The sequence below is a fragment of the Falsibacillus pallidus genome, assembly GCF_050990905.1.
Taxonomy (GTDB): Bacteria; Bacillota; Bacilli; order Bacillales; family DSM-25281; genus Falsibacillus; species Falsibacillus pallidus_A.
Window position 1 is genome coordinate 620,400 of sequence record NZ_CP158866.1, and the last position, 20,915, is coordinate 641,314.

Below are 20,915 nucleotides of genomic sequence, written 5' to 3' on the forward strand. Positions count from 1 at the left end.
CTACAATGGCTAATAACAAAAAAGATCTATTCCCAATCTTTAGCCATAATAATAAAGTTATATCTATTGCCTCTTATTTCATTTTGGAATTCGCCTTTCTTAATAAATCCTTCTTTTTCATATGTTCTTATTGCTCGCTCATTAAAGTCTACTACTGCTAATTCCAAATGGTTAAAATTTAATAGTTCTCTTCCTTGTTCGATGATCGCTTTTACAAACCTTGAACCATACCCCTTACCTGTTATTGAGGGCTTCATTTGAACACCAACTGCTACTATTAAATCTCCATCATCCTCAACATCAAAAAACTCGCAATTCCCTATTAAATTTTCATTTTCGTCAATAACTGAAAATGCTCTTTCTGAATTAACACTTTCCTTAAATCCTTCAATTTTTTCCTCTTGAATATTGTTATCATAAAAAGAGTATTTTCCCTCATAAGTCCAAGTAATGAACTCATTGATATCTTCTTCCGTTCTTCTCCTAATAGTAAGTTCCATATCTCTCTAACTCCTTTATGATTATCTTTATTGTTAATTCTCATATGCTATTAAACTGCGGGGTTTGCTAAAGGCATTATTATGATCATAATACCATAAAAAGTAAATTCTGCTTGTTTCATTTAAAAGAATCCTTTCAAATTGAGTAAAGAAAAAAGACCCCAATATTGGAGTCCTTGTGGTTATTAGCCATTATATTCAAAGCTTTTATATGGTGGATAATCATCGCCAGCTGCTGCTGTTTCATGGATTGTGTTAGCAGCAAAAGCCCCAATTACTAATAGTGCGAAAGCAGAAAATAATAATTTTTTCATTGAAAGATCTCCTCTTCTAATTTTATATTAGCTGCCATAATGCATTTTTGCTTAGTGCATAATATTTCGCAGCTTGCTTATAAAAATGTTTATTTTCAAAATGCTGTCCCAGGTACTCGGAGTATAAGGCTATGTGTTCATGATCATTTGTATTTACAAAAAAATCTATCACTTTCAATTTCATGAATTCTTCATAGGAAGAATCTTTTTCTTTCATAAGTTCGAATTTATATACGTTAAAGTGAAGAAAGAATTCATAGTAATCAGATTCTAATCCATTTATTTTTTCTAGCCCTATCGCTAACCATTTCTCCACTTTATTAAATTGCTTAAGCTTATAATTTTCCTTAACTAAAGAATATAGTGTGATCAACTGAGGATTGATAGGACCGTGCTTTTTAAAAGTAAAAGCTTTTGAAAAATGTTTAATGGCTAGACAGGATTTCCCTTGGATAGAATAGAGGTTTCCAAGATTATGTTCGATAATACCCTTATAGTAGTTTTCAACCTTAAGTGAAAATGCGATTTTCCTTGCCGTTAAATAGCTTTCTTCTGATTTCACATACTCTTTAATATTTTTATAAGCGATTCCGAGAAGAAGGTGGCAGTCTGCGCAGCGTTCTAACGCATAATCTGCCTGATAATTGTTTAAGGCCCTTTGAGTATATTCGATGCTTAGAATGTCCTGATACATTCTGCTTGCTACTAACCCAAAGAAAAAATAAAAATCAGCTTCTTCCCACTTTTCCAGTTCATTTTTCAATAAAAATGGTTCTGCATTATTTAAGTAATTATGTGCTTCATTAAATTGGCTTAAAGAATAAAAATATATAGCGGTAAATTTAAGGTAGTAATATTCCATTTTTTCATTAAACAGTTCTCGAAGTTTCATCAAATACTGGGATGTTTCATGCAGCCTGGACGTATCCTCTGTCAACAGATAGTAGCGAAATTTGACCAAAGTGAAGTAAATGAGAACTGTTGAATCATCCAGAAGGTCTATCTGGCTTTCCAACTCGTCGAATAGAGAAGAAGCTAAAACTTTATCTCGATCGGTGATGCTTTTATACCATGCTGAAATGTCACTTAAAAATTTTTCCGAGTTTGATTGCAATGAAATACCAAGACGTTCGCTGAGTAGTAATAAAACCTCATCGCTAGGGAGTGCTTGGTTATTTTCAATTTTAGAAAGGTAAGAATTCGAAATAATTCCTGCAGATAGTTCCTCTTGTGTCTTCTTTTGGGTAATCCGAAAGAATCTTATCTTATCACCGGTTTTCAATCGCATTCCATCCTTTAATTTTTCCTTTTCTAGATAATTCTACTTAAGTTAAGGATTTCCTTTATAAAATATTGGGAAAATAGTTCTAAGGATGGAGCGATGATTGGGTGATTTGAATCAGAGTTTTCCCAAATTCCTTTTCTTTAATTAAGAAACACTTCTTTGGAGATGCTGATTTCTGCGAATTTTGGAAGTGCGGATCCAGGACCAGAGTACACCCACTATTGGAACTAGGGCCAATGTAATCAATAGGACTCCATCTGCAAAGGGCCATGAGAGTATAGGGTAATCACTAATGTTTTTGATTATACGAACAATAAATTCGATTAACTGTCTTAAGTTATAAATTGTAAAAAATAGAATGGCCCATACTGCTCCTAAAAGAAAGAACCAAGCATAGCCTCTTGTAATGATTTTCTTTTCATGCTCTGACACATAGGCCCATTCTTCTTTTTTCTGATCATTATTATTAAATATTAGATTCCTCATATATAGTTTGGTGTTGTCCAGCAAGTTGTTGCATTTAAAATAGGTGGTAATCACATAGTAAATATCTGTTTTCATGAATATCATAAATTGGAATGAAATGTTCATTAGGAAAATCAAATTAATCATTTTTATAAACGCTATTCCTTCATTTGGAATAGGTAGATAATTATGAAAGGATAGGAATTGCAGCCAAATTCCAATTCCGAAAAAAGCGCCATCCCATGCCATCCCAGCTAAAAATGCCCGATATCTTTTATGATGGGGGAGGAGGACAATATTGGACATGTTCGTCTCAGCAACCATAAAAATCAATCTGTGACTTAGGCCGATCCTACTTCCTATACCTAGAGAACGGGCAGCCATTAAATGTGCCATTTCATGAAGAAACAAAAAGAACCAACCAAAAAATACTGACAGCACTAAGGAAATGGTTAACGAGTCATAAGCAAAGATGTCAGTATATAATGGGAAATAAGAAGAATCACTAATAGCGAGTGCTGTACCGCTTAAAAGTAGAAGCGCATATAAAATAAAAGCATACTTATTGAAGAAGAAGTTTCCGATTTTCTCGGAAATCCAAGGAAAGTGATCCTTGATGTTGGTCGTTTCGAGAATCACTTCTCCATCTACAGTATGAACAAAATGATGTTCATGGATTAAGTCATTTACAAAATCAACAACATCCACATACTCTCCTAAGATTTTTTCCATTTCTTCTTCTACCTGTCCAATGGTATACCCTTGATCAAGCATTTCAATAATTTGTACACCCGGAATAGGTAAGAGTATGTACAGACTGACATCTGGTCGGCCAATGAGGATTTCCTCTTCATTTTCTCGTCTTTGTCGAAGGGGCAGCATTCTAACTGTACTGTCTTTTGACAAATTCATTATTGTCACCTCAATTATCTTTTTACAGGTTTTCGAATGAAATCACTGTTATTAAATGCTTCGAAGATCGGTGAAGATCCAACCCCTTTTCCGCAAGTAGGACAATTTTCTTCATATCTTGGAATTTCACGAAGAACTTTCTTTTCCATTGTTCGAAAATCAAAGCGAATCGATTTTCCAGGGGAAATAAGTTTATCCATTCCAGTGATATAATTCATAACCTCTGCCGCAACCATACCTGTTATTATCATCAAGTTTGGTGCAATGGCATTATTGGGTGGAATAAAGTTCGTTTCAAAGAAACGCTCCACAATAGAAGGAATATCGTTGGACATTTGACCATGCTGATATAAATCGCAATCTAAGCAAGCGGTTTCACCGGGAATGACTCCAAATAGGGAACCCATTGTTAAATTGATGCCTCCACCAAAGAATGGAATATTCATTTCTACACAAGCCTTGTTTATCCATCTTTGTATAGCTGCAGGAGGCTGGTCTGCGCATACGACTACGACATCGCTTCCGCTAATTAATTCTTCTACATCTTCCTGTGAAGAAATTTCTTTATTGATTGCTTCAATTTCCATTTCAGAAAAGAAGCTATTCATGAAATTTTTAGCGGCATCCACTTTTAACTTTCCTAAGTCCTGTTCATTAAAAAGCATTTGGCGATTTAAATTACTTAGCTCAACGTGATCAAAGTCTACTATTCTAACTTTCTTGACGCCAAGGCCAGCAAGATTGAATAGGATACTGCAGCCAAATGCGCCCATGCCCAAAATTGTAACGTTTGCTTCATTCAGCTTTTGTTGAAAATGGGATGGTGGTACAGCTAAATTTGAAAAAAAAGAAAAATAATTCAAGTTTCCTTTATAGCGTTTTCTTTCATCAGCTGTTAAAGCAATGGATTTTTCTTCGCTTTCGTCATATAAAAATCCAAGTTCATCTATTGATTCCACTGCATCGGAAACATCTTCAATGGTTAAGGAAGGAAAATCTCTCATCAGTCTTTCGTAAATTTCTTCTATTGTGTGATTGCCATCTAAATAGCTTACCAGCTGCTTAATGCAGCCATCTGCATCCTCTATCTCAAAAGAAAAATCAACCATATCCCCAAGTCGAAGAATTCCGGGCTTTGAATGGTAAAAAGGGTGTACAACTTTATATTTTGGTAAAGTGGTCATAATTGATCTCCTTATCTTTAATTAGGAATAGGGACATCTCCCAAAGGATTTGTCCCTATATGATTGGTATTATAGCTGTTAAGTAAAATTACAATTAGCAGTGTAATTGACCTGGTCCACAGAAACCAGTAGTTTGAACTTGCTCAACCTTTTTAGCTTTGATTTTCAATTCATCCACCTCCTGAAAAATATTATGGATTAAATAACTGAAAATTATTAATTTTTAATCATTTAATCTATGAAGATAGTAACACACTAACGAGGTCAGTGGTTTTGGGAAAATCACAAATCAAAAAGGTGTGTAATGACAGGGTATAAATAATGGTTTTCCCAATAAAGGGACGGGTAAACAAATGGGACGGGGGGACAGGTGAACTGTGCCCCCATATTCGGACAGTATAAAAAAAGAGCCTAGGCTGCTAATAAGTGACTCCGGTATTGAACCGGGGTCATTTTATTTAAGCCCCATTGATAACGATGGTGATTATATTCTTCTATTACCCGATCCACTTCCTTGCGGACTTCCCTTAAATTCTTACATGATTTGTACTCTGCCCAATCCTTGAAGTGTCCAAAGAAACTCTCCATTGGGGCATTGTCCCAACAGTTCCCTTTGCGTGACATTGATTGGGTTAATCCAAGCGACTTCACCCTTTGTTGGAATTGGGGATTAGTATAATGAACTCCCTGATCGGAGTGTAAGATGGCTTCTGAGTGAAAGGTTTTCCCTATTGCCATCTTTAATTTTTTTAGGGTTTTATAAACGATATCCATTCCCAAGGAGGAGGATAGATGATAAGCGACAATTTCCTTCGTCGCACCGTCCTTCACACATGATAAATATGCTTTTTGTCCCTTCCCATAATAAAGATACGTAATATCGGTTAGGAGTACTTTGCCTGGTTCATTTTGATTGAATTCACGATTCAACAGGTTCGGACAGGTGTGGTGTTCGATTGTTGCCTTAGACATTTTCCGATAAGGGTTAGCTCTTCTAATCGTTGTAATTAGATGATATTTAGCCATTAGTCGTCTGATCTTCTTATGATTCATGACGGTTGAATGGTCATTCTCCATTGTCATTTTAATCTGAAGAGCACCAGCTTTTTTATCTTTCTTCTCAAAAATTTCTTTAATTAAAACGATATCTACTTCATCTTGTTCTTCCCGTTTCGCACGCTTAGGAGCAGCGTTCACCCAATCGTAATAACCACTTCTGCTTACTCCTGCTAGTTCACACAAATAGGTAACAGCTCTCTGTAACCCGTGTTTTTGGACCGTTTGATCAATCAGATAAAACTTTTCGGACTTTCTTAATATCGTTTCTTCTTCAACGCCTGCCTTTCTAGAACCTCTAGCTTTTTTAAGAACTCGTTTTCTGCTTCCAGGAATTTAATTCTTGCCTCTGCTTTCTTCAATTGTTCTTCAGGGGAGAGGGGTTTTGAAGATGATCGACCAACGTTTCCTTTCCCTCTGCGTTCCGTAAGGAATCCTTCCTCACCATAACGCTCAAATGTTTTCTTCCAGCGGTGGAGACACCGTTTTGGCAGATCCTTTCCAATCATTTCAAGGTCAATACCGTGTTCAATAAAGATTTGTGAGGGGATCTTCCCGTTGAGATATTGCTTGACCGCGATTATTTTAAACGTAGGGCTGTAGGAAACCATGTGTTCAGAAACATTTGTGATATTCGGATTCTTCTTCAGTTCTTTCCTCTCAAATTCACTATAAAGCTTCTTCTTCATATTAAAAACCTCCGTCCATTTCATTAATTCTATTGAAACACAAAAAGCCCCGGATAAGGGGCCCTTTTTTATCAGTGTCCGTTATCCGGGGTATAGTTCACAGGTTTGTTGTCCCAGTTTAGGTGCTGTGAATTGTTGGTGATCGGGCTGAACCAGTAGTGGGAGGGCGATTTCTTGGTATCGGATCGTCTGTGAAACATTGCTGTGAAACAAGAAAATTCGGGGGGTGACAGGCACCATTTAACAGATTTCCTTGGTTTTTAGGTTTGTGATAAAATGTAAATAAGTAAACCTCAATCGGTGGTGATAAAATGAATAAAGTTTTATCTTCAGAGGAACTCATGAAGTATATTAATGAGATGAATCGCGAAAATTCAGTGATGCAATTTTCTATTCCGGGTAAGGGGCAGTTTACACTTGTTCTTCAAGAGGAAGAAAACCAGTCAATAGAAGAAGATGTTATGAAAAATCCGCAGCTTGAAATGATGTTTAAAGAAAGTGGAGAGCAATACAAAAAAGGGCTTGGTATGACTACTTCGGAGTTATTAAAATCACTTTCGGAGAAGGATTTTAAGTAATGGATACCAGAAAAGTGATTTGGACTCCGGCTGTGAGAGAAAAGCTAATTGGGTATAGAAGTGAAAGGTTTACACCTGAAGAAACTTTTGATTTTATTTCTCAACTAGTTTTGGAAACAGAGGATTTCTTAAGCAACCCTCTCTTTGGAAAAGCTTATACAGAGGAATTTGGCAAATTTAAAGGAATTTCAAGGATTGTTATTAAGAAGTTCCAAATTTACTTTACTATAGAAAAAAACGATATTGTCATTATTGGAGTTTTGTATCCAGGTGAAAATAAATACTAAATTTTAAAAACCAACAGCGTAAAGATATCTTTACATTGATGGTTTTTTATTTTATCCTATATGTAAAGATATCTTTACATACTAATTGAAGGGGATATTCCATTTGAATGTAGCGAACAGAATTAAAGAGTTCCGTTTGGAAAAGGGAATCAGCCAGGGGAAGATGGCGGAGGACCTGCAAATCACGAGGCAGACGATTAATGCAATTGAAAATCATAAATACAATCCCAGCTTAGAATTAGCATTAAAGTTGATTAAGTACTTTGGCGTCGGCATTGACGAACTATTCAAGCTTGAGGAGGAGTAAGATGAAAAAGTGGGGGTCTATTATAATTGCAGCTGTGATTATTGGCGGGGTGTGCATAGGATTGTTTTTTGGAAAATTATTTGTCCCTGGCTTGCCTGTGGGAACGATGGTGGCTGGACTTGGAGGATCGGTTGCAGGAATCGGAATTGTAATGGGAGTGGGGAAGTTCCGTCAAATGCGGAAGACCAACAACGTTCCTGAAGTAGATGAAAGAACGTGGATGAATATCAAGAACTTTTATGCCATTTCACTGTACGTTGTCCTGATTGGGAGCATGCTTCTTGTCTGTATTTTGTTTGCGAGTGGTGTGAGGACGATAGAAGTGGGGGCTTTGAGCATCTATTTATTAATGATATTTATGCTGCTTGGGGTAGGGACGGTTGTTGTAAAAAGGCGTTGATTTAGTTTTATATCCGTAAGGGAGTGAGTGTGTTTTGACGAAGGGGAATAGATTTGGGAGTTTAGTAAAGTCAGAAGCAGAACTGCGGGCGATAGTCGGCTCGTCAAGTGAATTAGTGAGAAAGAAAGTGATCACCTATTTGGATCACAATTGCATTGAATTTATTTCACAATCGCCATTTTTAGTACTGTCTACATCGGATGACAGTGGCTATTGCGACGCTTCTCCGAGAGGGGACAAACCAGGATTTGTACATGTACTTAATGAAAGACAGATGGTTATACCAGAAAGACCTGGGAATAAAAGAATAGATTCATTGAGAAATATTTTAGTGAATCCTAAGGTCGGGATGCTTTTTTTAATTCCTGGGCTCGGTGAAACGCTTCGGGTGAATGGCACTGCCACAATTGTAAAAGATGAGGAATTGCTGAAGGAAATGGCTGTAGGAGACAAGGTGCCGCTATTAGGCATCGGGGTAGAAGTAGAAGAATGCTTCATCCATTGTGCGAAAGCATTCAGACGTTCGGGATTATGGGAACCTGACACTTGGGCGGCCAAGAACGAATTGCCTTCCGCCGCCAAGATGCTATTTGAACATGCCAAGCTATCTGACAGCAGTGTGGAAGAAATACATAACAGGTTAGAAGAAGGATATAGAGATAGACTTTATTAAGTGTAGGACAGAGGGACAGGTTTGTTGTCCCACCCCATATAAGTGGCCAGCCCCTCCGAGCAGCAGTAGATAAGCGCAAAGGGGGCTGGCCTTTTAGATGTCTGATGGTCTGTGAAACATAGATGCCGTGAAACAAGAAAATTCGGGGCGTGACAGGCACCTTTTAAGTATCAAACAACCGACCTTCCAAAGCCTTCACGTATCGCTCCGCAGATTTTTGTACTCTTTCATTGGCGTTTTCTTTCACAACGCGGTGGAAGGCATTGTAGAGCCGTTCGAATTTGAATCCTGCCGTTGCTGCCGCCATTTCTTTTACTTTTGAGGCTGGAAGGGGGATCAAATTGGGATAGCTGTACATAAAGCTCACCCATTCCCGGTCAGCCACAACCTGAATGATGTCACCGGATAGCAAGATTCCCTTGCCGTCGTATCCTGCTTTCCATTCGAGTACGGCACCGCCTTTGAAGTGGCCACCCAGACGGTGAATGGTTAATCCATTATGCAATTCCAGAGATTCACCGGACCAAAAAACAATGTAATCACTTTTTCTAGTCACCCATTCCCGGTCGTCTTCGTGTATATAAATCGGTGCATCAAATGTTTCCGCCCACTCCACTTGAGTGGAATAGTAATGAGGATGGGATAAGGCGATGGCATCCACCCCTCCCAATCTATTGATTTCATTGATTGTTTTTTCGTCGAGAAAAGTGATGCAGTCCCATAAAAGATTAAATCCATCATTCTGAACGAGATAAGCTGTCTGGCCGATTGCAAATTCAGGGACTGTTTTCACGCTGTATAACCCTGCTTCTTCAAGGTTGATTTCATTTCTGAAAGATTCTTTTTTCATTTCATCTAAAGTGGTCCAAGTTTGGCCAGTTGGAGCAACATATTGTCTTTCTTCCTCACAAATTAAGCAATGAACGGGCACCTCGGTTGATTCACCATATTGAACTCCACAAGTTTTGCATATGTATCGCTGCAAGAGAAAACCTCCTTTTAAAATTGGAAAATTATTATATTTATATTCTATAGAAAGTTGTTTATTTTGGAAAATTAGAAGATCCCCGAATTCGGATACCGAAAGTAGAAGACTATCAATATTTCCATATTCACCCAAAAATAATGGCTATTTAGGTATAATAAGGAAAAAGAAAAAGGCGGGGAATGGATTGAATACGGAGATTTATTTTGTCAGGCATGCACATTCCGTTTTTTCATTAGAGAATGAGGAAACGAGGGAGTTATCCGAAAAGGGTTGGCAGGATGCACAGAGGATTACAGAAATCATGGCGAATGAGGGAATCGATCATATCGTTTCCAGTTCGTATCTGAGGGCGAGGCAAACAGTCGAGGGGCTGGCGGAATTGATGAATGTAAAAATTGAGTTAGATAATCGCTTCAGGGAAAGGGATTTGGCAGCGAGGGATTATCGTTTCGAGGACCCGTTGGAAGCGATGAAAAAGGTGTTTAAAGATCCGCATTTCCGTCATCCAGGCGGCGAATCTAACCATGAGGTGCAGGAGCGGGGGATCAGTGCTTTAAAGGACGTGGTCTCCAACTATCAGGGAAAGAAAGTCGCCATTGGCATCCATGGGAATATAATGACCTGTACCTTGAGTTATTTTGATGAGAAATTCGACTTTGATTTTTGGGAGAAGACGACAAAGCCGGATATATATAAACTCACGATTGATCCCGACTTTCAGCTGGTCGGATTTGAAAGACTTTGGGAGCCGTGTGAAACATTGCTGTGAAACAAGAAAATTCGGGTGGTGACAGTCACCTGTAGTGTTACATCTCGAGAAGCCACGGAAATAAGGAAACAAAGGTGTGATTGTAAATGAAGAAGATGATATGCGCAGCTGTTCTTCTTGGAATGGTGTTGACCGGGTGCCAGAAATCAAATGAGGGAGCCTCAGTGACTCCGGAGACAAATGTGAAAACGGATGAAAGGTCCTCGCAAAAAGAGAATTCTCAGTTTCAGGATAAAGCGGAAGCAAGTGAGGATGTTGAGGGAGTTTGGCTTGCGAAGGGTCAACAGGATGGAATTCCAAGCACATGGTATTTCCACAATGGTCAGCTTGTCGTGAATTACAATAATGATTTTTCATATGAGGTCGCTGAGAATAAGGATGCCAAAGGATATACGGTTGTAACGATAAAAAATCAGAATGACAAGAAACATGCGTTGCTTCTAACAGGGGACGGCAGTGCACTTGAAGGGATCACTGCTGAAGATCAGGCATACGAAGAATACTTAGCGGATGGAACGGTCCCCGATGGACAGCCAATTGAATTTACTCTGCAAGAAAACAGTTGGGGAAGTATAGACCAGGCAATCGATTTTTGGGAGAAGACATATAAAAATACAGACAATGAGATTTCCAAGAATATGATTTGGGAGAATTACCGAAGAGATTTATGGAGTTTGGTGAAGGATGGGACTTCAGGCGATACGATGACGCTTCATTTTACCAATATCGGTGGAGCCGGCGGAAGCTATGCGCAATTGGTGAAGCATGGGGAAACCACTGAAATCACTGCATTTGATGGAAATGCATCGTACCCTGATAATCCATTCGAGCGATATACGGTAAGAAATTCGGATTACCAATTTGTGAAAACAGAGGTATTGTGGAAGTAGTGGAGCGGGAAATCTGCTATCAGGGGGCGCCTGTGAAACATTGCTGTGAAACAAGAAAATTCGGGTGGTGACAGGCACCTTATAGCTTAGCAGAGATAATTGCGAAAATCCCAAATACGACTGCAATTCCTGGTCCGACTATGAACAAACCTATCAACAGTGACTTGAGCATGTCCCATAGGATGAATGAGGGTTTGTCTTCTTCTAGTTTATTGTTCAATTCTTTTAGTGCATGGGATATGTTTTGCAGTTCATTTAGGATTTGTTTTTCCGTATTATTTTCCATCATAGACACTCCCGATCTGTAAGTAGTTCTCTATATTTTAACATAAAATTTTCCAAATGTTTTATTCTTCTAATATAGCAGCATAAACAATAAATAAAATCGGCGGTGAAGCTAAATGGAACCAAAATGGCTGGAATGGGCAAAGCAGCTGCAGTCTATTGCACAAGCAGGTTTGACCTATTCTAAAGATATTTATGACATAGAACGATTTGAAATGATAAGAAATATTAGCGTGGAAATGTTGGCAGAGCAAACAGAAATGGAGACAACCGTCATCAAGGATTTGTTTGCGAATGAAACCGGGTATGCCACACCAAAGGTCGATATTCGGGCAGTGGTTTTCAAGGATGAGAAAATCTTGTTGGTGAAAGAAAAAATGGATGGTGCCTGGTCGCTGCCGGGCGGATGGGGCGACATAGGGCTGACACCGAGTGAAGTAGTCGTCAAAGAGGTGAAGGAAGAAGCAGGGCTTGACGTGCGACCAGTCAAATTAATTGGGGTGCTGGATAAAAAGTGCCACCCGCACCCGCCATCGCCATATCACGTCTATAAGATGTTCATTCGATGCGAAATCATTGGAGGGCAGGCAAAAGGAGGGATGGAGACGAGTGCAGTGGACTTCTTTGATGAAGATTGTCTTCCACCGCTGTCTGTAGAAAGAAACACGGAATCGCAGATCCTGATGGCGTTTAAGCATATGCGAAATCCAGGGGAGCCGGTTTATTTGGATTGATTTCACACGAAAGGACTGATGATGCGTGGCCACTGTAAAAAGTATCAGTGTAATTTGTTCTCTCATTCTCATTATGGCTATCGGGGGATTTGGTCTTTATGAGTGGATAACGAAAGACGTGATCAAAGTAAGTACAATTTTCTTTTTGTTTTTAGGTATTGGTTTTTTATTTAACTCGTTGACATGGGGGGATAGGGAAGGAAAGCGAGCGGGGAAAAAAGATGAGCTGGAAAAACATATTACTCTGGTAAGTTCAAAAATTAGTTATGACATACTGCTTGGATTAATGGTTATCGTTTTGATTGTGTCAGAAAGAGTGACCTCCATTAATGATATAAGAAATATTCCGCTAGTTATGGTGATTGGGCTAGCTTTTATAACACTACCAATTACGGAGTTTGTAATCTCTAAGAAATATCGGTGAAAATTATCAAGAAGCTATGATTAAAGAGCTGGATGAGGATATTAGAAGTCAGCTAAAATGCGGAATTTTTTAATATCGCCATAATATGAAAAAAACTATCTCAAAACCAAGTAGTCGGTTCATGGAAAGTGAACCTACCATGAACTTGTAGATTAATATATATCCAGAAAGGACCTTCCACCGCGGAAGGTTTTTTTATTTGATGATGGAGGGGCGTTTTAACAGTATTTCTTCTCTGTGAAACATCCTGTGAAACAAGAAAATTCGGGCGGTGCCTGTCACCTGTAGTTTTACTTGGAGCAAATGTTGACATTGAAATTTATTAGGAATAAAATGAATGTATTCATTTATGAATGCGTTCATTTTTTATGGAAGCAGGTGAACCTATTGGAAAGTTTGAGAGAAAAGAAAAAGTTAGAAAATCAAATGAAAATTATAAAAGCAGCTGCCGAGCTGTTTTCTACGAAGGGATTTCAGCAAACGACGATTTCTGAGGTAGCTAAACTGGCTGAGGTCGGGGTAGGAACCATTTATAATTATTATTCCTCTAAAGGGGTGCTTTTGCTCGCGGTTTTTGCAAATGATATGGAGCAAATGAAGGCTGAAGGGCAGCAGGAAATTGAAATCAATAAAGGAAATATCGTTGAGCTCCTTTCTGGTTTTATGAAGAGAAGCACAATGGTTTTTAATCGTTTTCCGAAGAGTTTTTGGCGAGAGATTTTTCATGTAATTTCGGAAGAAACGGAAGAAACCATAAGTCTTCGCAACAGCTTGTTTGGAATGGATCAGGAGTTCGTTGGCTGGGTGGGAAAAATCATTGATGAGCATTCGGATTGTTTTCGAATCCAAGTTGACAGCAAGGAGGCAAGCAACGCTTTATACGGCGCTGTGATGATGCTGGTGATGCTTTTTATTTATGATGAGGCAATGACCTATGATCAAATGTTGATTCAACTGGAAACTCAAATTGCATTTATTTTTTCTGGAAAATTAGTAGAAGAGTAGAACTGAAAAACCATTATAGAAAGAGATGATAATATGAAGGTTCTTATAGTAGGTGCCGGGATTGCAGGGTTAACATTAGCGGATCAATTGGATCGTGAAGGCTGTTCGGTTCGAATTATCGAGAAGGCTCCCGGGCTTCGGACAGAAGGGTATATGATGGACTTTTTTGGTGCAGGCTACGATGTTGCTGAGAAGATGGGTTTGATAAGCGATTTGGAGACGATTCATTATCCGATTGATGCTCTCAGTGTTAAGCGGGCTGACGGGTCAGAAAAATATTCACTTAAATATCAATCCCTTCGCCAATTATTAAATGGGCGCCATTTTAATTTCATGAGGGGGGATCTCGAGCGGGTTCTTTATGAACGCATAAAAGATCGAGTAGAAATTATATACGGCACAACGATTGAATCACTGCAGGAAAATGAAAATGGAGTTGCTGCAGAGCTTTCGAATGGAACAACATTCAAGGGGGATTTACTGGTTGGTGCAGATGGAATCCATTCGAAAGTCCGAAAGCTTGTTTTTGGGGAAGAAGCAAAATATGTTCATTCAATGGGATATCAGACTGTGGCGTTTACGTTTGATAAAACAGATAAATACACTAATCTGAAGAATACATTTGATACGATCACGGAGCCTGGACGACAAGTCAGCATCTATCCAATCAGGGGAAATAGAATAGCAACATTTTTCCTCTTTTCAAAGAAAGATAGTTCATCTCGTCATCACTCAAAAGAAGAAGGCGTTAAAGAATTAAAAGAACATTTTGGAGATATGGGATGGGTAATCCCTGATGTCCTTCAAGAGGGTGAAACAAGCACTGACTTTTATTTTGACGAAGTGGCACAAGTTGAAATGCAGGCATGGACAAAGGGACGTGTGGCTCTCGTTGGTGATGCTTGCGGATGTGTATCGCTGGTTGCAGGACAAGGATCATCGTTAGCTATGGCAGGGGCATATACGCTGGCACGCTGTTTAGACAGGGAAGGAAATATAAGTGATGCTTTATCTGAATATAACGCATTAATGGTCCCCCAAGTAACTAAGATCCAACAATCAGCCCGCAAGTTCGCAAGCTACTTTTTCCCTGAGTCGCAATGGAAATTGTTCTTAAGGGATGTCACGATGCGTGCATCCGTCATTCCTGGGATTAGAAACTTTATGAAATTCAAGAGTATTAGAGTGCCTAAATAATGAGACTGCCGACACCAACTGAAGCAGCCCTGTGAAACATCGCTGTGAAACAAGAAAATTCGGGCGGTGCCTGTCACCTGGAGTGTTACCTGACAGGCACAACCCGAATTTTTTTTGTGTTTTTGCGCATACTACCTTATTGACATATGGCGAAGGGTGATCAGGATGGGCTGGATTGATACGGTTGATTTAGAGGAACGGGTGAAAGGGATTCTTGCTTCTTTGGGGGACAGTTCGGATGTGAAATCAAGACGCATCAAGCTTGCTGGGGACGTGCGCTCAGCCTGTTTGATTTATATAGAGGGAACGGTCGATACAGATACAATTAAGGATCACATCATTGAGCCATTATTGCAAAAGCCTGCCAAGGGTGATGAAGACTTATTCATACCTTATTTGATTCATTCTGTGCTTCAGGTGCCGGGTGCTGAGTCATTAAGGGATTCCAAGAAAGCGATAGAAAAAATCGTAGATGGCTGGACAATTATCTTGTTTGAAGGCATTCATGACATCCTTGCGGCGGATACGACGAAATGGGCGGAACGGGCTTTATCTAATCCTAAAGGCCAGCGCAGCATTGAAGGACCTGATATCGGCTTCACTGAGAATCGGGCAGTGAATGTGGCCTTGATCAGAAAATATCTCAAGAATTCTGCGCTGCATGTAGAAAACCGGCTATATGGAAAAGAAACGTCGACCACTGTGTCCCTTGTCTATTTGGAGAATATGGTGGATCAAGAAATCTTAAAGGAAATCAATCGGAAGCTTGAACAGATTTCCCTTGATTCCGTCATTGCATCGAACTATATTTCTGAGTATTTGCAGAAGGAATCAAAGACCATTTTTCCATTAGTGTTAAATACGGACAGACCGGATGTAGCTGTTGCAGAAATCCTTGAAGGAAGGGTATGCATAATAGTGGATGGAACTCCCTTCAGCCTTATTGCGCCGGCTGTGTTCATCCAATACTTCCAATCTGCTGATGACTATTTCTTTAAAAGTGAATCGAATAAGTTAGTGCGGCCGCTCCGATTTTTGGTCTTCTGGATTTCTTTATACATTCCAGCTTTGTATGTGGCATTTACAACTTTTCATAAAGGACTGGTGCCAGTCAATCTTCTGGTTGGATTCCTTACCCAAAGAGAAACAGTACCTTTTCCTGCATTCATAGAAGTCATTTTAGTCCTCTTTTTGACAGATGCCATTTTTGAAGCTTCAAGCCGGCTTCCACAGGGAGTAGTGGTAACAAGTTCCCTGTTCGGTGCCATCGTATTTGGCCAGGCTTCTGTAGAGGCACAGCTTGTACAGCCGATCACGCTTGTCATTATCAGTACTTCTTTCATCTTTTCCAATACCATTCCGATTGCCAGCTTCAGCTATGCAACGAGAATCCTGAAGTACAGTTTAATTCTTGTAGGTTCCTTATTGGGGCTGTATGGACTAGCTTTATTTACATTAATGCTGCTCGTCCATCTCTGTTATCTGCGCTCATTCACAGTCCCTTATTTAGCACCAATCTCTCCTTTTAATAAGAGTGATATGAGCAAGGATGTTTTTTCCCGGAAACCTATTCCTGAAATAAACAAAGACGTCCTTTCTTTTCATAAGGAAGAGCCTTTGGAGGAACGTTCAGATAAGGAGAATGACTCTTGAATTTGACTAAATTCCGTTTCATTGTACTTCTCTTAATTATTATTGGAGCCATTACAGTCGGATATAAAAAAGCGCCACTTCTAAACGAAGTTGAACTTGTCTCAGGGCTTGGCATTGATAAAGTCGATGATCAATATGTCGTCACGATGCAGGTTTTCAATCCCGCGGCTAATCAAAAAAATGCTTCAGAGCCAACCGGAGGGTATACGTACACTCAAAGTGGCCATACGATTACGGAAGCCCTCAAAAATATTAAGAAAGATACGATGAAAGTGGCTTTCTTATATTCACTGCAGGTGGTTGCATTAAGTGAATCTCTTGTTAAGGAGGAAGGGTTAAAGGAATCCCTGGATTTTCTAGTGAGGGACCCTAATATTCCTGCGCGCCTCAGGACAATTATTGTAAAAGGGAAAAGCCCAAAAGAGTTTTTGCAGATGTTTACCCCGCTGCAAAAGCTTTCTGCCGTTTATACTGATACGATGCTTGAAAATTCTAAGGACATATGGGGCAACTTGATCAATACATCATCTGAACGGATTGGGAGTTTATTGGCGGACAAAACGTCAGATGTCATCATCCCCTATGTTGTAATCAATGGTGATGTTAATGAAGGAATGTCCAAGGGAAATCTCGAGCAAATAGCCCCTCCCTCCACAGTTTCATTGGATGGGTTTGCTGTTTTCAAGGGGGATAAGCTTGATTCCTACCTGTCATTTGATGAAAGCAACACGCTGGCGCTCCTGAAAGGTGTCCATCAAATTAACTATATTTCAGCACCATGTCCCAATGGAAACGGGGAGGTCAGTATCGAAACGATCAGGACCAATTCCTCCATCACATCAAATATCAATCCTTTAACCTACCATGTGCAGGTTTCTGTGAAAGGAAATCTTGAAGAGAATGCCTGTAAAGAAAATGTTGAATCGCCTGCCTCTCGGAGGGAACTGCAAAACCAGCTGCAGGAAAAAATTAAAACTCAAATAATAGAATTGTTGAAGAAAGAACAGGAAAACGGGACCGACCCTATTGGATTACGGGATGCACTCTATCGGCAGCATCCGAAAGAGTGGAAGGAAAAGTATAATCATAACAATAATTTTGATCTGGATGACGTGAAGGTTAGTGTCCGAGTTGAATTTGTCCGTTTTGGATATACCAAGCAGTAAAACAAGGAAAGGGAGAGGCAACGCATGAACAAGGTATCCATATCCAATCTTGAATTATGTTCCATGATGCTCTTGTTTTTAACCGGCAGCACGATAGTAGTGGGATTGAATTTTTCAGCCCATGAAGATAGCGTCCTTGCGGTTGCGATAGAAATTGTCTTTGGGATTATCCTATTTTACTACTATCTCCTTGTTGTCAAAAGAAGTGGTTGGAAGGAATTCGTTCCTCTTCTGGAATTGGGTTTCGGCTCTCTGTTGTCAAAAGTCATTGGCCTTGTCTTCGGCTTCTACTTTCTTTACATCGCAGCAAGGGTAATAAATGACTTTGCTTTTTTTACCACTCAGATTTTATTTCGCAATTCTCCTATTTGGGTGGCAGCCATCCCTTTTTTACTGGTTGTGGGATACTGCGTCATGCTGGGGATTGAATCCATTGCAAGAAGTGCATTTATCATTACTTTCACATTTCTGGTCATTCTGTTTATCTTATGGTCATTCTGTTTATCTTATGGTCATTAGGTTTCATATCGAGCGAGTTTCAAGCAAAGTATTTGATGCCGTTGTTTGCTCATGGCTGGGGGACAATTAAAAAAATGGTCTTTCCAACGGGTCTTACTTTTCCTTATGGGGAACTGGTGGTTTTTCTTGTCCTCCTGCCGCTCAGTAATCGAAAAGACAAGCTTCAAAAATTTGTTTGGATACCGATTGTACTGGCTGGCGTCATCATTATGGTCACCATGGAACTGGTGATTGGCATCCTCCATGCGCCCTTTGCGGGTACGTTCTTTTTTCCTTTTGTGAAATCAATGGAACTGGTCAGTTTTTTGGGAATCATTGAGCATCTCGAAATCTTTACCTATCTGCTCATGATTGGCGGGGGATTTATCAAAATCGGTGTTTTTGTTTACGCGGCACAGGTTGTCCTGACACAGGTTTTTAAGCAAAAACAAAAAAACTGGCATGTCTTGATTTTGCTGGTCGTCGTCTATCTTCTATCATTGCACCGAAGCAACAACCTCAACGAGCACCTCTATATGGGGTTGAAGGTGGTTCCTTATTACCTTCACCTGCCCATCCAATTTGGTCTTCCAATCTTATTAGGGATAGGAGTATTTTGGAGGACAAGGAAAAAGAAATCAGAAAACTAAATGGATTTCCTCTAAAAGTACACAATTGCCTCTAAGCAAGGTCTATAGAGTGCCTGTGAAACATCGCTGTGAAACAAGAAAATTCGGGTGGTGCCTGTCACCTGGAGTGTTACGCATTCTTCCCGCCTATTTCATTTAAATTAAACTTTTGACCAAGGCAATTAGCCTTTTTATTTCATATTGTATTTAAATGAAGTAATTGAAAGGTGGAGAGTTTATGAAGGCACAGCCCTTATGCGGTGCTCAAGAGCTTTTATGTATCAATGCGGAAAAGGTTTATGATTGGGTGATTTTACAATCCAGCGACTCAAGAACGGTAATAGAAATATTCTTTCCGGAAAATGGTTTCAACCCATGTGCGCCAGGAGTTAGCAACTTAGTTACCACTTGCATCTTAACCGATGCTTCCGGCACACCGGTCTCCCTATCATCGCCAAATGCCCTAACAGTTGAAGAAATCGGGACAAGGGATTCCAGGGAGTTTATAGTGGATGGTGCAGTGGTGACGCTCCAGAATGTTTCTTGGGTTAAATCTATTTATATTGTCCTCGAATATACGGGGATATTTGAAGCAGCCCCATTTGTTTTTAGGAGCCAGCCGGTCTTGTTTGAGATTCCGGAATCTGCTTTCTTGTGTGCGCCAGAAGGAACAGATTTGTTGGTTCGGTTGACGGATTTCAATTGTCGTACTCGTTTTAATTGCTTAAGTGAATTTAATTCTTCCGTGGATGTTTTTCTCACTATCTGCCAATCTGTACAAACTTTTGCTAATGTGACGCTTGAACTGGAAGCGGAGTTCTGTCAACCGCGGGACATCATCAACGAACAATGTCCGTCTCCAGTCATCCCACCGCAATGTCCAGTTATTTTTCCTGCCAATGGACTTGCTGGAAGATAATTTTGGAGTGGATTGCAAGTACATTTGAAAAACGGCTACCCCTCATGTAAGGAGAGAATTTTCAATGATTCTCTTCTTTTTGTTTGTGGCGGAGAATGTGCTCTGTGAAACATTCCGTGAAACAAGAAAATTCGGGTGGTGCCTGTCACCTGTAGTGTTACTTTTGGGTATTTAAATACCGATCCTGCACTTTTTTGATGGTTTTATCGAGGTCATCTTGTTCGTTTGGATTATAGATATAGAACAGCAAAATGTTGTCCATGGGGTATTTATGATGGTTGATGAGGTCCATGGATGCGGTTTTCTTTTCGAATTGTTTCAGAGCTCTTGAAACCTTCTTTTCATTAGAATAGGCAAAGAAATAATAGTAGCTTGCCCCATCGGTATAGGCTCTGGGCCTGACACCATTGAGTGATTGCGAAAAAACGCTTTCTTTGACAGGATCTGTTTTTGAAAGTGTGATTCCTTCATCTTCAAAAAGTTTTAGCAGAGGGTCAATAGGAATATTTGAAGAATTAGAGCAGCCGACCAATAAGATTGAGATGAGTAATAATGCGGCTATTTTTTTCATTCACTGTTCACCATCCCATGGCTTTTTTTATTCCAGAATGTCGAGGAGATGCATGGAGTCTTCTTTTGTCAGCGTTTTATGAGCAGAAGTCCCCGACTGGCCAATTTCCACTGTGTTTCCCTCCAATATCCATACGCTGTATCCGGTGATTTTTGCATTGTCAGTGTTCTTAGATTTAAAGTAAAACTTATAAAATGGCTTTGTCTTTAAGCTGGGATTGTCTTCAGGTTGGTCCCATGGGTGAGTAATCCTCTGAATGAATTGATAGTCGGATTTAGTGATGCTTTTCTTCTTTTCATGGTAGGAAAGGGCAGAATCCTGTTTGCTCAGGACCAACTTTACATTATCTTTACTGCAGGCAGACAGAAATAATATATAAGAAATGAAAAGTAAAGATATCGTGTATTTCCTCATAAAATCACCCCTTTACTCATCTAATTATGCTAAAACCTTCCAATTTTATCAATAATTATATTACCTATGCCATTTGTGGTGGAAAAGCATAAAATCCTTTACCCCCGTGTGAAACATCCCGTG

The 20,915-nt window shown here is 39.6% G+C and carries 26 protein-coding genes; 16 read left to right on the plus strand and 10 right to left on the minus strand.

Annotated elements, in window-relative coordinates; translation table 11 throughout:
- Nucleotides 1–26: 26 nt before the first annotated feature.
- The 6 genes from ABTV07_RS03145 to ABTV07_RS03170 all read right to left on the minus strand — a co-directional run bounded on the left by ABTV07_RS03145 (nt 27) and on the right by ABTV07_RS03170 (nt 6,405).
- Nucleotides 27–500 carry a GNAT family N-acetyltransferase gene (locus tag ABTV07_RS03145; protein WP_433747381.1) on the minus strand — a complete coding sequence of 158 codons (474 nt, stop codon included), beginning with the start codon at nt 498–500 and terminating at the stop codon, nt 27–29.
- 185 nt (nt 501–685) lie between these two features.
- Nucleotides 686–814 carry a hypothetical protein gene (locus tag ABTV07_RS03150; RefSeq protein WP_433747384.1) on the minus strand — a complete coding sequence of 43 codons (129 nt, stop codon included), beginning with the start codon at nt 812–814 and terminating at the stop codon, nt 686–688.
- Nucleotides 815–836: 22 nt separating this feature from the next.
- Nucleotides 837–2,096 (minus strand): helix-turn-helix domain-containing protein, encoded by a 1,260-nt coding sequence (locus ABTV07_RS03155; RefSeq protein ID WP_433747386.1) that lies wholly within the window; start codon nt 2,094–2,096, stop codon nt 837–839.
- Between the two features lie 147 nt (nt 2,097–2,243).
- Nucleotides 2,244–3,476, minus strand: a complete 1,233-nt coding sequence (locus ABTV07_RS03160) for a PqqD family protein (RefSeq protein ID WP_433747389.1) — start codon at nt 3,474–3,476, stop codon at nt 2,244–2,246.
- A gap of 14 nt (nt 3,477–3,490) precedes the next feature.
- Nucleotides 3,491–4,660 carry a ThiF family adenylyltransferase gene (locus ABTV07_RS03165; RefSeq protein WP_433747392.1) on the minus strand — a complete coding sequence of 390 codons (1,170 nt, stop codon included), beginning with the start codon at nt 4,658–4,660 and terminating at the stop codon, nt 3,491–3,493.
- A 411-nt stretch (nt 4,661–5,071) separates the two neighbouring features.
- A protein-coding gene (locus ABTV07_RS03170; protein WP_433745820.1) for an IS3 family transposase occupies nt 5,072–6,405 on the minus strand; the annotation gives its coding sequence in 2 pieces (ribosomal slippage) (nt 5,072–6,036 and nt 6,036–6,405; 1,335 coding nt in all).
- A 311-nt stretch (nt 6,406–6,716) separates the two neighbouring features.
- Between ABTV07_RS03170 and ABTV07_RS03175 the strand changes: the two genes are divergently transcribed.
- The 5 genes from ABTV07_RS03175 (at nt 6,717) to ABTV07_RS03195 (ending at nt 8,650) form a co-directional block, all read left to right on the plus strand.
- Nucleotides 6,717–6,983 (plus strand): hypothetical protein, encoded by a 267-nt coding sequence (locus ABTV07_RS03175; RefSeq protein WP_433747394.1) that lies wholly within the window; start codon nt 6,717–6,719, stop codon nt 6,981–6,983.
- Complete coding sequence (locus ABTV07_RS03180) at nt 6,983–7,270, plus strand: type II toxin-antitoxin system RelE/ParE family toxin (protein WP_433747397.1); 288 nt, start codon at nt 6,983–6,985, stop codon at nt 7,268–7,270. Before ABTV07_RS03175 ends, ABTV07_RS03180 begins: the two co-directional genes overlap by 1 nt.
- A gap of 103 nt (nt 7,271–7,373) precedes the next feature.
- Nucleotides 7,374–7,577, plus strand: a complete 204-nt coding sequence (locus ABTV07_RS03185; protein ID WP_433747400.1) for a helix-turn-helix transcriptional regulator — start codon at nt 7,374–7,376, stop codon at nt 7,575–7,577.
- A 1-nt stretch (nt 7,578) separates the two neighbouring features.
- Complete coding sequence (locus ABTV07_RS03190; RefSeq protein ID WP_433747403.1) at nt 7,579–7,977, plus strand: hypothetical protein; 399 nt, start codon at nt 7,579–7,581, stop codon at nt 7,975–7,977.
- Between the two features lie 34 nt (nt 7,978–8,011).
- Nucleotides 8,012–8,650 carry a pyridoxamine 5'-phosphate oxidase family protein gene (locus ABTV07_RS03195; RefSeq protein ID WP_433747406.1) on the plus strand — a complete coding sequence of 213 codons (639 nt, stop codon included), beginning with the start codon at nt 8,012–8,014 and terminating at the stop codon, nt 8,648–8,650.
- 163 nt (nt 8,651–8,813) lie between these two features.
- On the opposite strand, the gene ABTV07_RS03200 is transcribed toward ABTV07_RS03195, so the two are convergent.
- Nucleotides 8,814–9,635, minus strand: coding sequence for an MBL fold metallo-hydrolase (locus ABTV07_RS03200; protein ID WP_433747409.1), 822 nt, complete (start codon nt 9,633–9,635; stop codon nt 8,814–8,816).
- Between the two features lie 187 nt (nt 9,636–9,822).
- On the opposite strand from ABTV07_RS03200, the gene ABTV07_RS03205 reads away from it, so the two are divergent.
- Both ABTV07_RS03205 and ABTV07_RS03210 read left to right on the plus strand, forming a co-directional pair.
- Nucleotides 9,823–10,407: a histidine phosphatase family protein gene (locus ABTV07_RS03205; protein WP_433747412.1), complete on the plus strand. Its 585-nt coding sequence runs from the start codon at nt 9,823–9,825 to the stop codon at nt 10,405–10,407.
- Between the two features lie 86 nt (nt 10,408–10,493).
- Nucleotides 10,494–11,297, plus strand: coding sequence for a hypothetical protein (locus ABTV07_RS03210; protein ID WP_433747414.1), 804 nt, complete (start codon nt 10,494–10,496; stop codon nt 11,295–11,297).
- 79 nt (nt 11,298–11,376) lie between these two features.
- On the opposite strand, the gene ABTV07_RS03215 is transcribed toward ABTV07_RS03210, so the two are convergent.
- Nucleotides 11,377–11,583 (minus strand): hypothetical protein, encoded by a 207-nt coding sequence (locus ABTV07_RS03215; RefSeq protein ID WP_433747417.1) that lies wholly within the window; start codon nt 11,581–11,583, stop codon nt 11,377–11,379.
- Between the two features lie 115 nt (nt 11,584–11,698).
- Between ABTV07_RS03215 and ABTV07_RS03220 the strand changes: the two genes are divergently transcribed.
- The 9 genes from ABTV07_RS03220 (at nt 11,699) to ABTV07_RS03260 (ending at nt 19,807) form a co-directional block, all read left to right on the plus strand.
- Nucleotides 11,699–12,316, plus strand: a complete 618-nt coding sequence (locus tag ABTV07_RS03220; protein WP_433747420.1) for an NUDIX hydrolase — start codon at nt 11,699–11,701, stop codon at nt 12,314–12,316.
- 25 nt (nt 12,317–12,341) lie between these two features.
- Entirely contained in the window at nt 12,342–12,740 is a 399-nt protein-coding gene (locus ABTV07_RS03225; protein ID WP_433747423.1) for a hypothetical protein, read from the plus strand.
- Nucleotides 12,741–13,127: 387 nt separating this feature from the next.
- A complete protein-coding gene (locus ABTV07_RS03230; RefSeq protein ID WP_433747426.1) occupies nt 13,128–13,745 on the plus strand; it encodes a TetR/AcrR family transcriptional regulator in 618 nt (205 codons plus the stop codon).
- A 33-nt stretch (nt 13,746–13,778) separates the two neighbouring features.
- Nucleotides 13,779–14,942 (plus strand): FAD-dependent monooxygenase, encoded by a 1,164-nt coding sequence (locus tag ABTV07_RS03235; RefSeq protein ID WP_433747429.1) that lies wholly within the window; start codon nt 13,779–13,781, stop codon nt 14,940–14,942.
- 165 nt (nt 14,943–15,107) lie between these two features.
- Nucleotides 15,108–16,595 (plus strand): spore germination protein, encoded by a 1,488-nt coding sequence (locus tag ABTV07_RS03240; protein WP_433747432.1) that lies wholly within the window; start codon nt 15,108–15,110, stop codon nt 16,593–16,595.
- Nucleotides 16,592–17,761, plus strand: a complete 1,170-nt coding sequence (locus ABTV07_RS03245; RefSeq protein WP_433747435.1) for a Ger(x)C family spore germination protein — start codon at nt 16,592–16,594, stop codon at nt 17,759–17,761. Before ABTV07_RS03240 ends, ABTV07_RS03245 begins: the two co-directional genes overlap by 4 nt.
- 24 nt (nt 17,762–17,785) lie before the next feature.
- The gene (locus ABTV07_RS03250; protein ID WP_433747438.1) at nt 17,786–18,280 is read left to right on the plus strand and encodes a GerAB/ArcD/ProY family transporter; all 495 of its coding nucleotides are present in this window, start codon (nt 17,786–17,788) and stop codon (nt 18,278–18,280) included.
- Nucleotides 18,250–18,909, plus strand: a complete 660-nt coding sequence (locus tag ABTV07_RS03255) for a GerAB/ArcD/ProY family transporter (protein WP_433747440.1) — start codon at nt 18,250–18,252, stop codon at nt 18,907–18,909. The genes ABTV07_RS03250 and ABTV07_RS03255 overlap by 31 nt, the downstream gene beginning before the upstream one ends.
- A 217-nt stretch (nt 18,910–19,126) precedes the next feature.
- The gene (locus tag ABTV07_RS03260; RefSeq protein ID WP_433747443.1) at nt 19,127–19,807 is read left to right on the plus strand and encodes a hypothetical protein; all 681 of its coding nucleotides are present in this window, start codon (nt 19,127–19,129) and stop codon (nt 19,805–19,807) included.
- Between the two features lie 157 nt (nt 19,808–19,964).
- On the opposite strand, the gene ABTV07_RS03265 is transcribed toward ABTV07_RS03260, so the two are convergent.
- Complete coding sequence (locus ABTV07_RS03265) at nt 19,965–20,378, minus strand: hypothetical protein (RefSeq protein ID WP_433747446.1); 414 nt, start codon at nt 20,376–20,378, stop codon at nt 19,965–19,967.
- 27 nt (nt 20,379–20,405) lie between these two features.
- Nucleotides 20,406–20,792 carry a hypothetical protein gene (locus ABTV07_RS03270; protein ID WP_433747448.1) on the minus strand — a complete coding sequence of 129 codons (387 nt, stop codon included), beginning with the start codon at nt 20,790–20,792 and terminating at the stop codon, nt 20,406–20,408.
- Nucleotides 20,793–20,915: the final 123 nt, after the last annotated feature.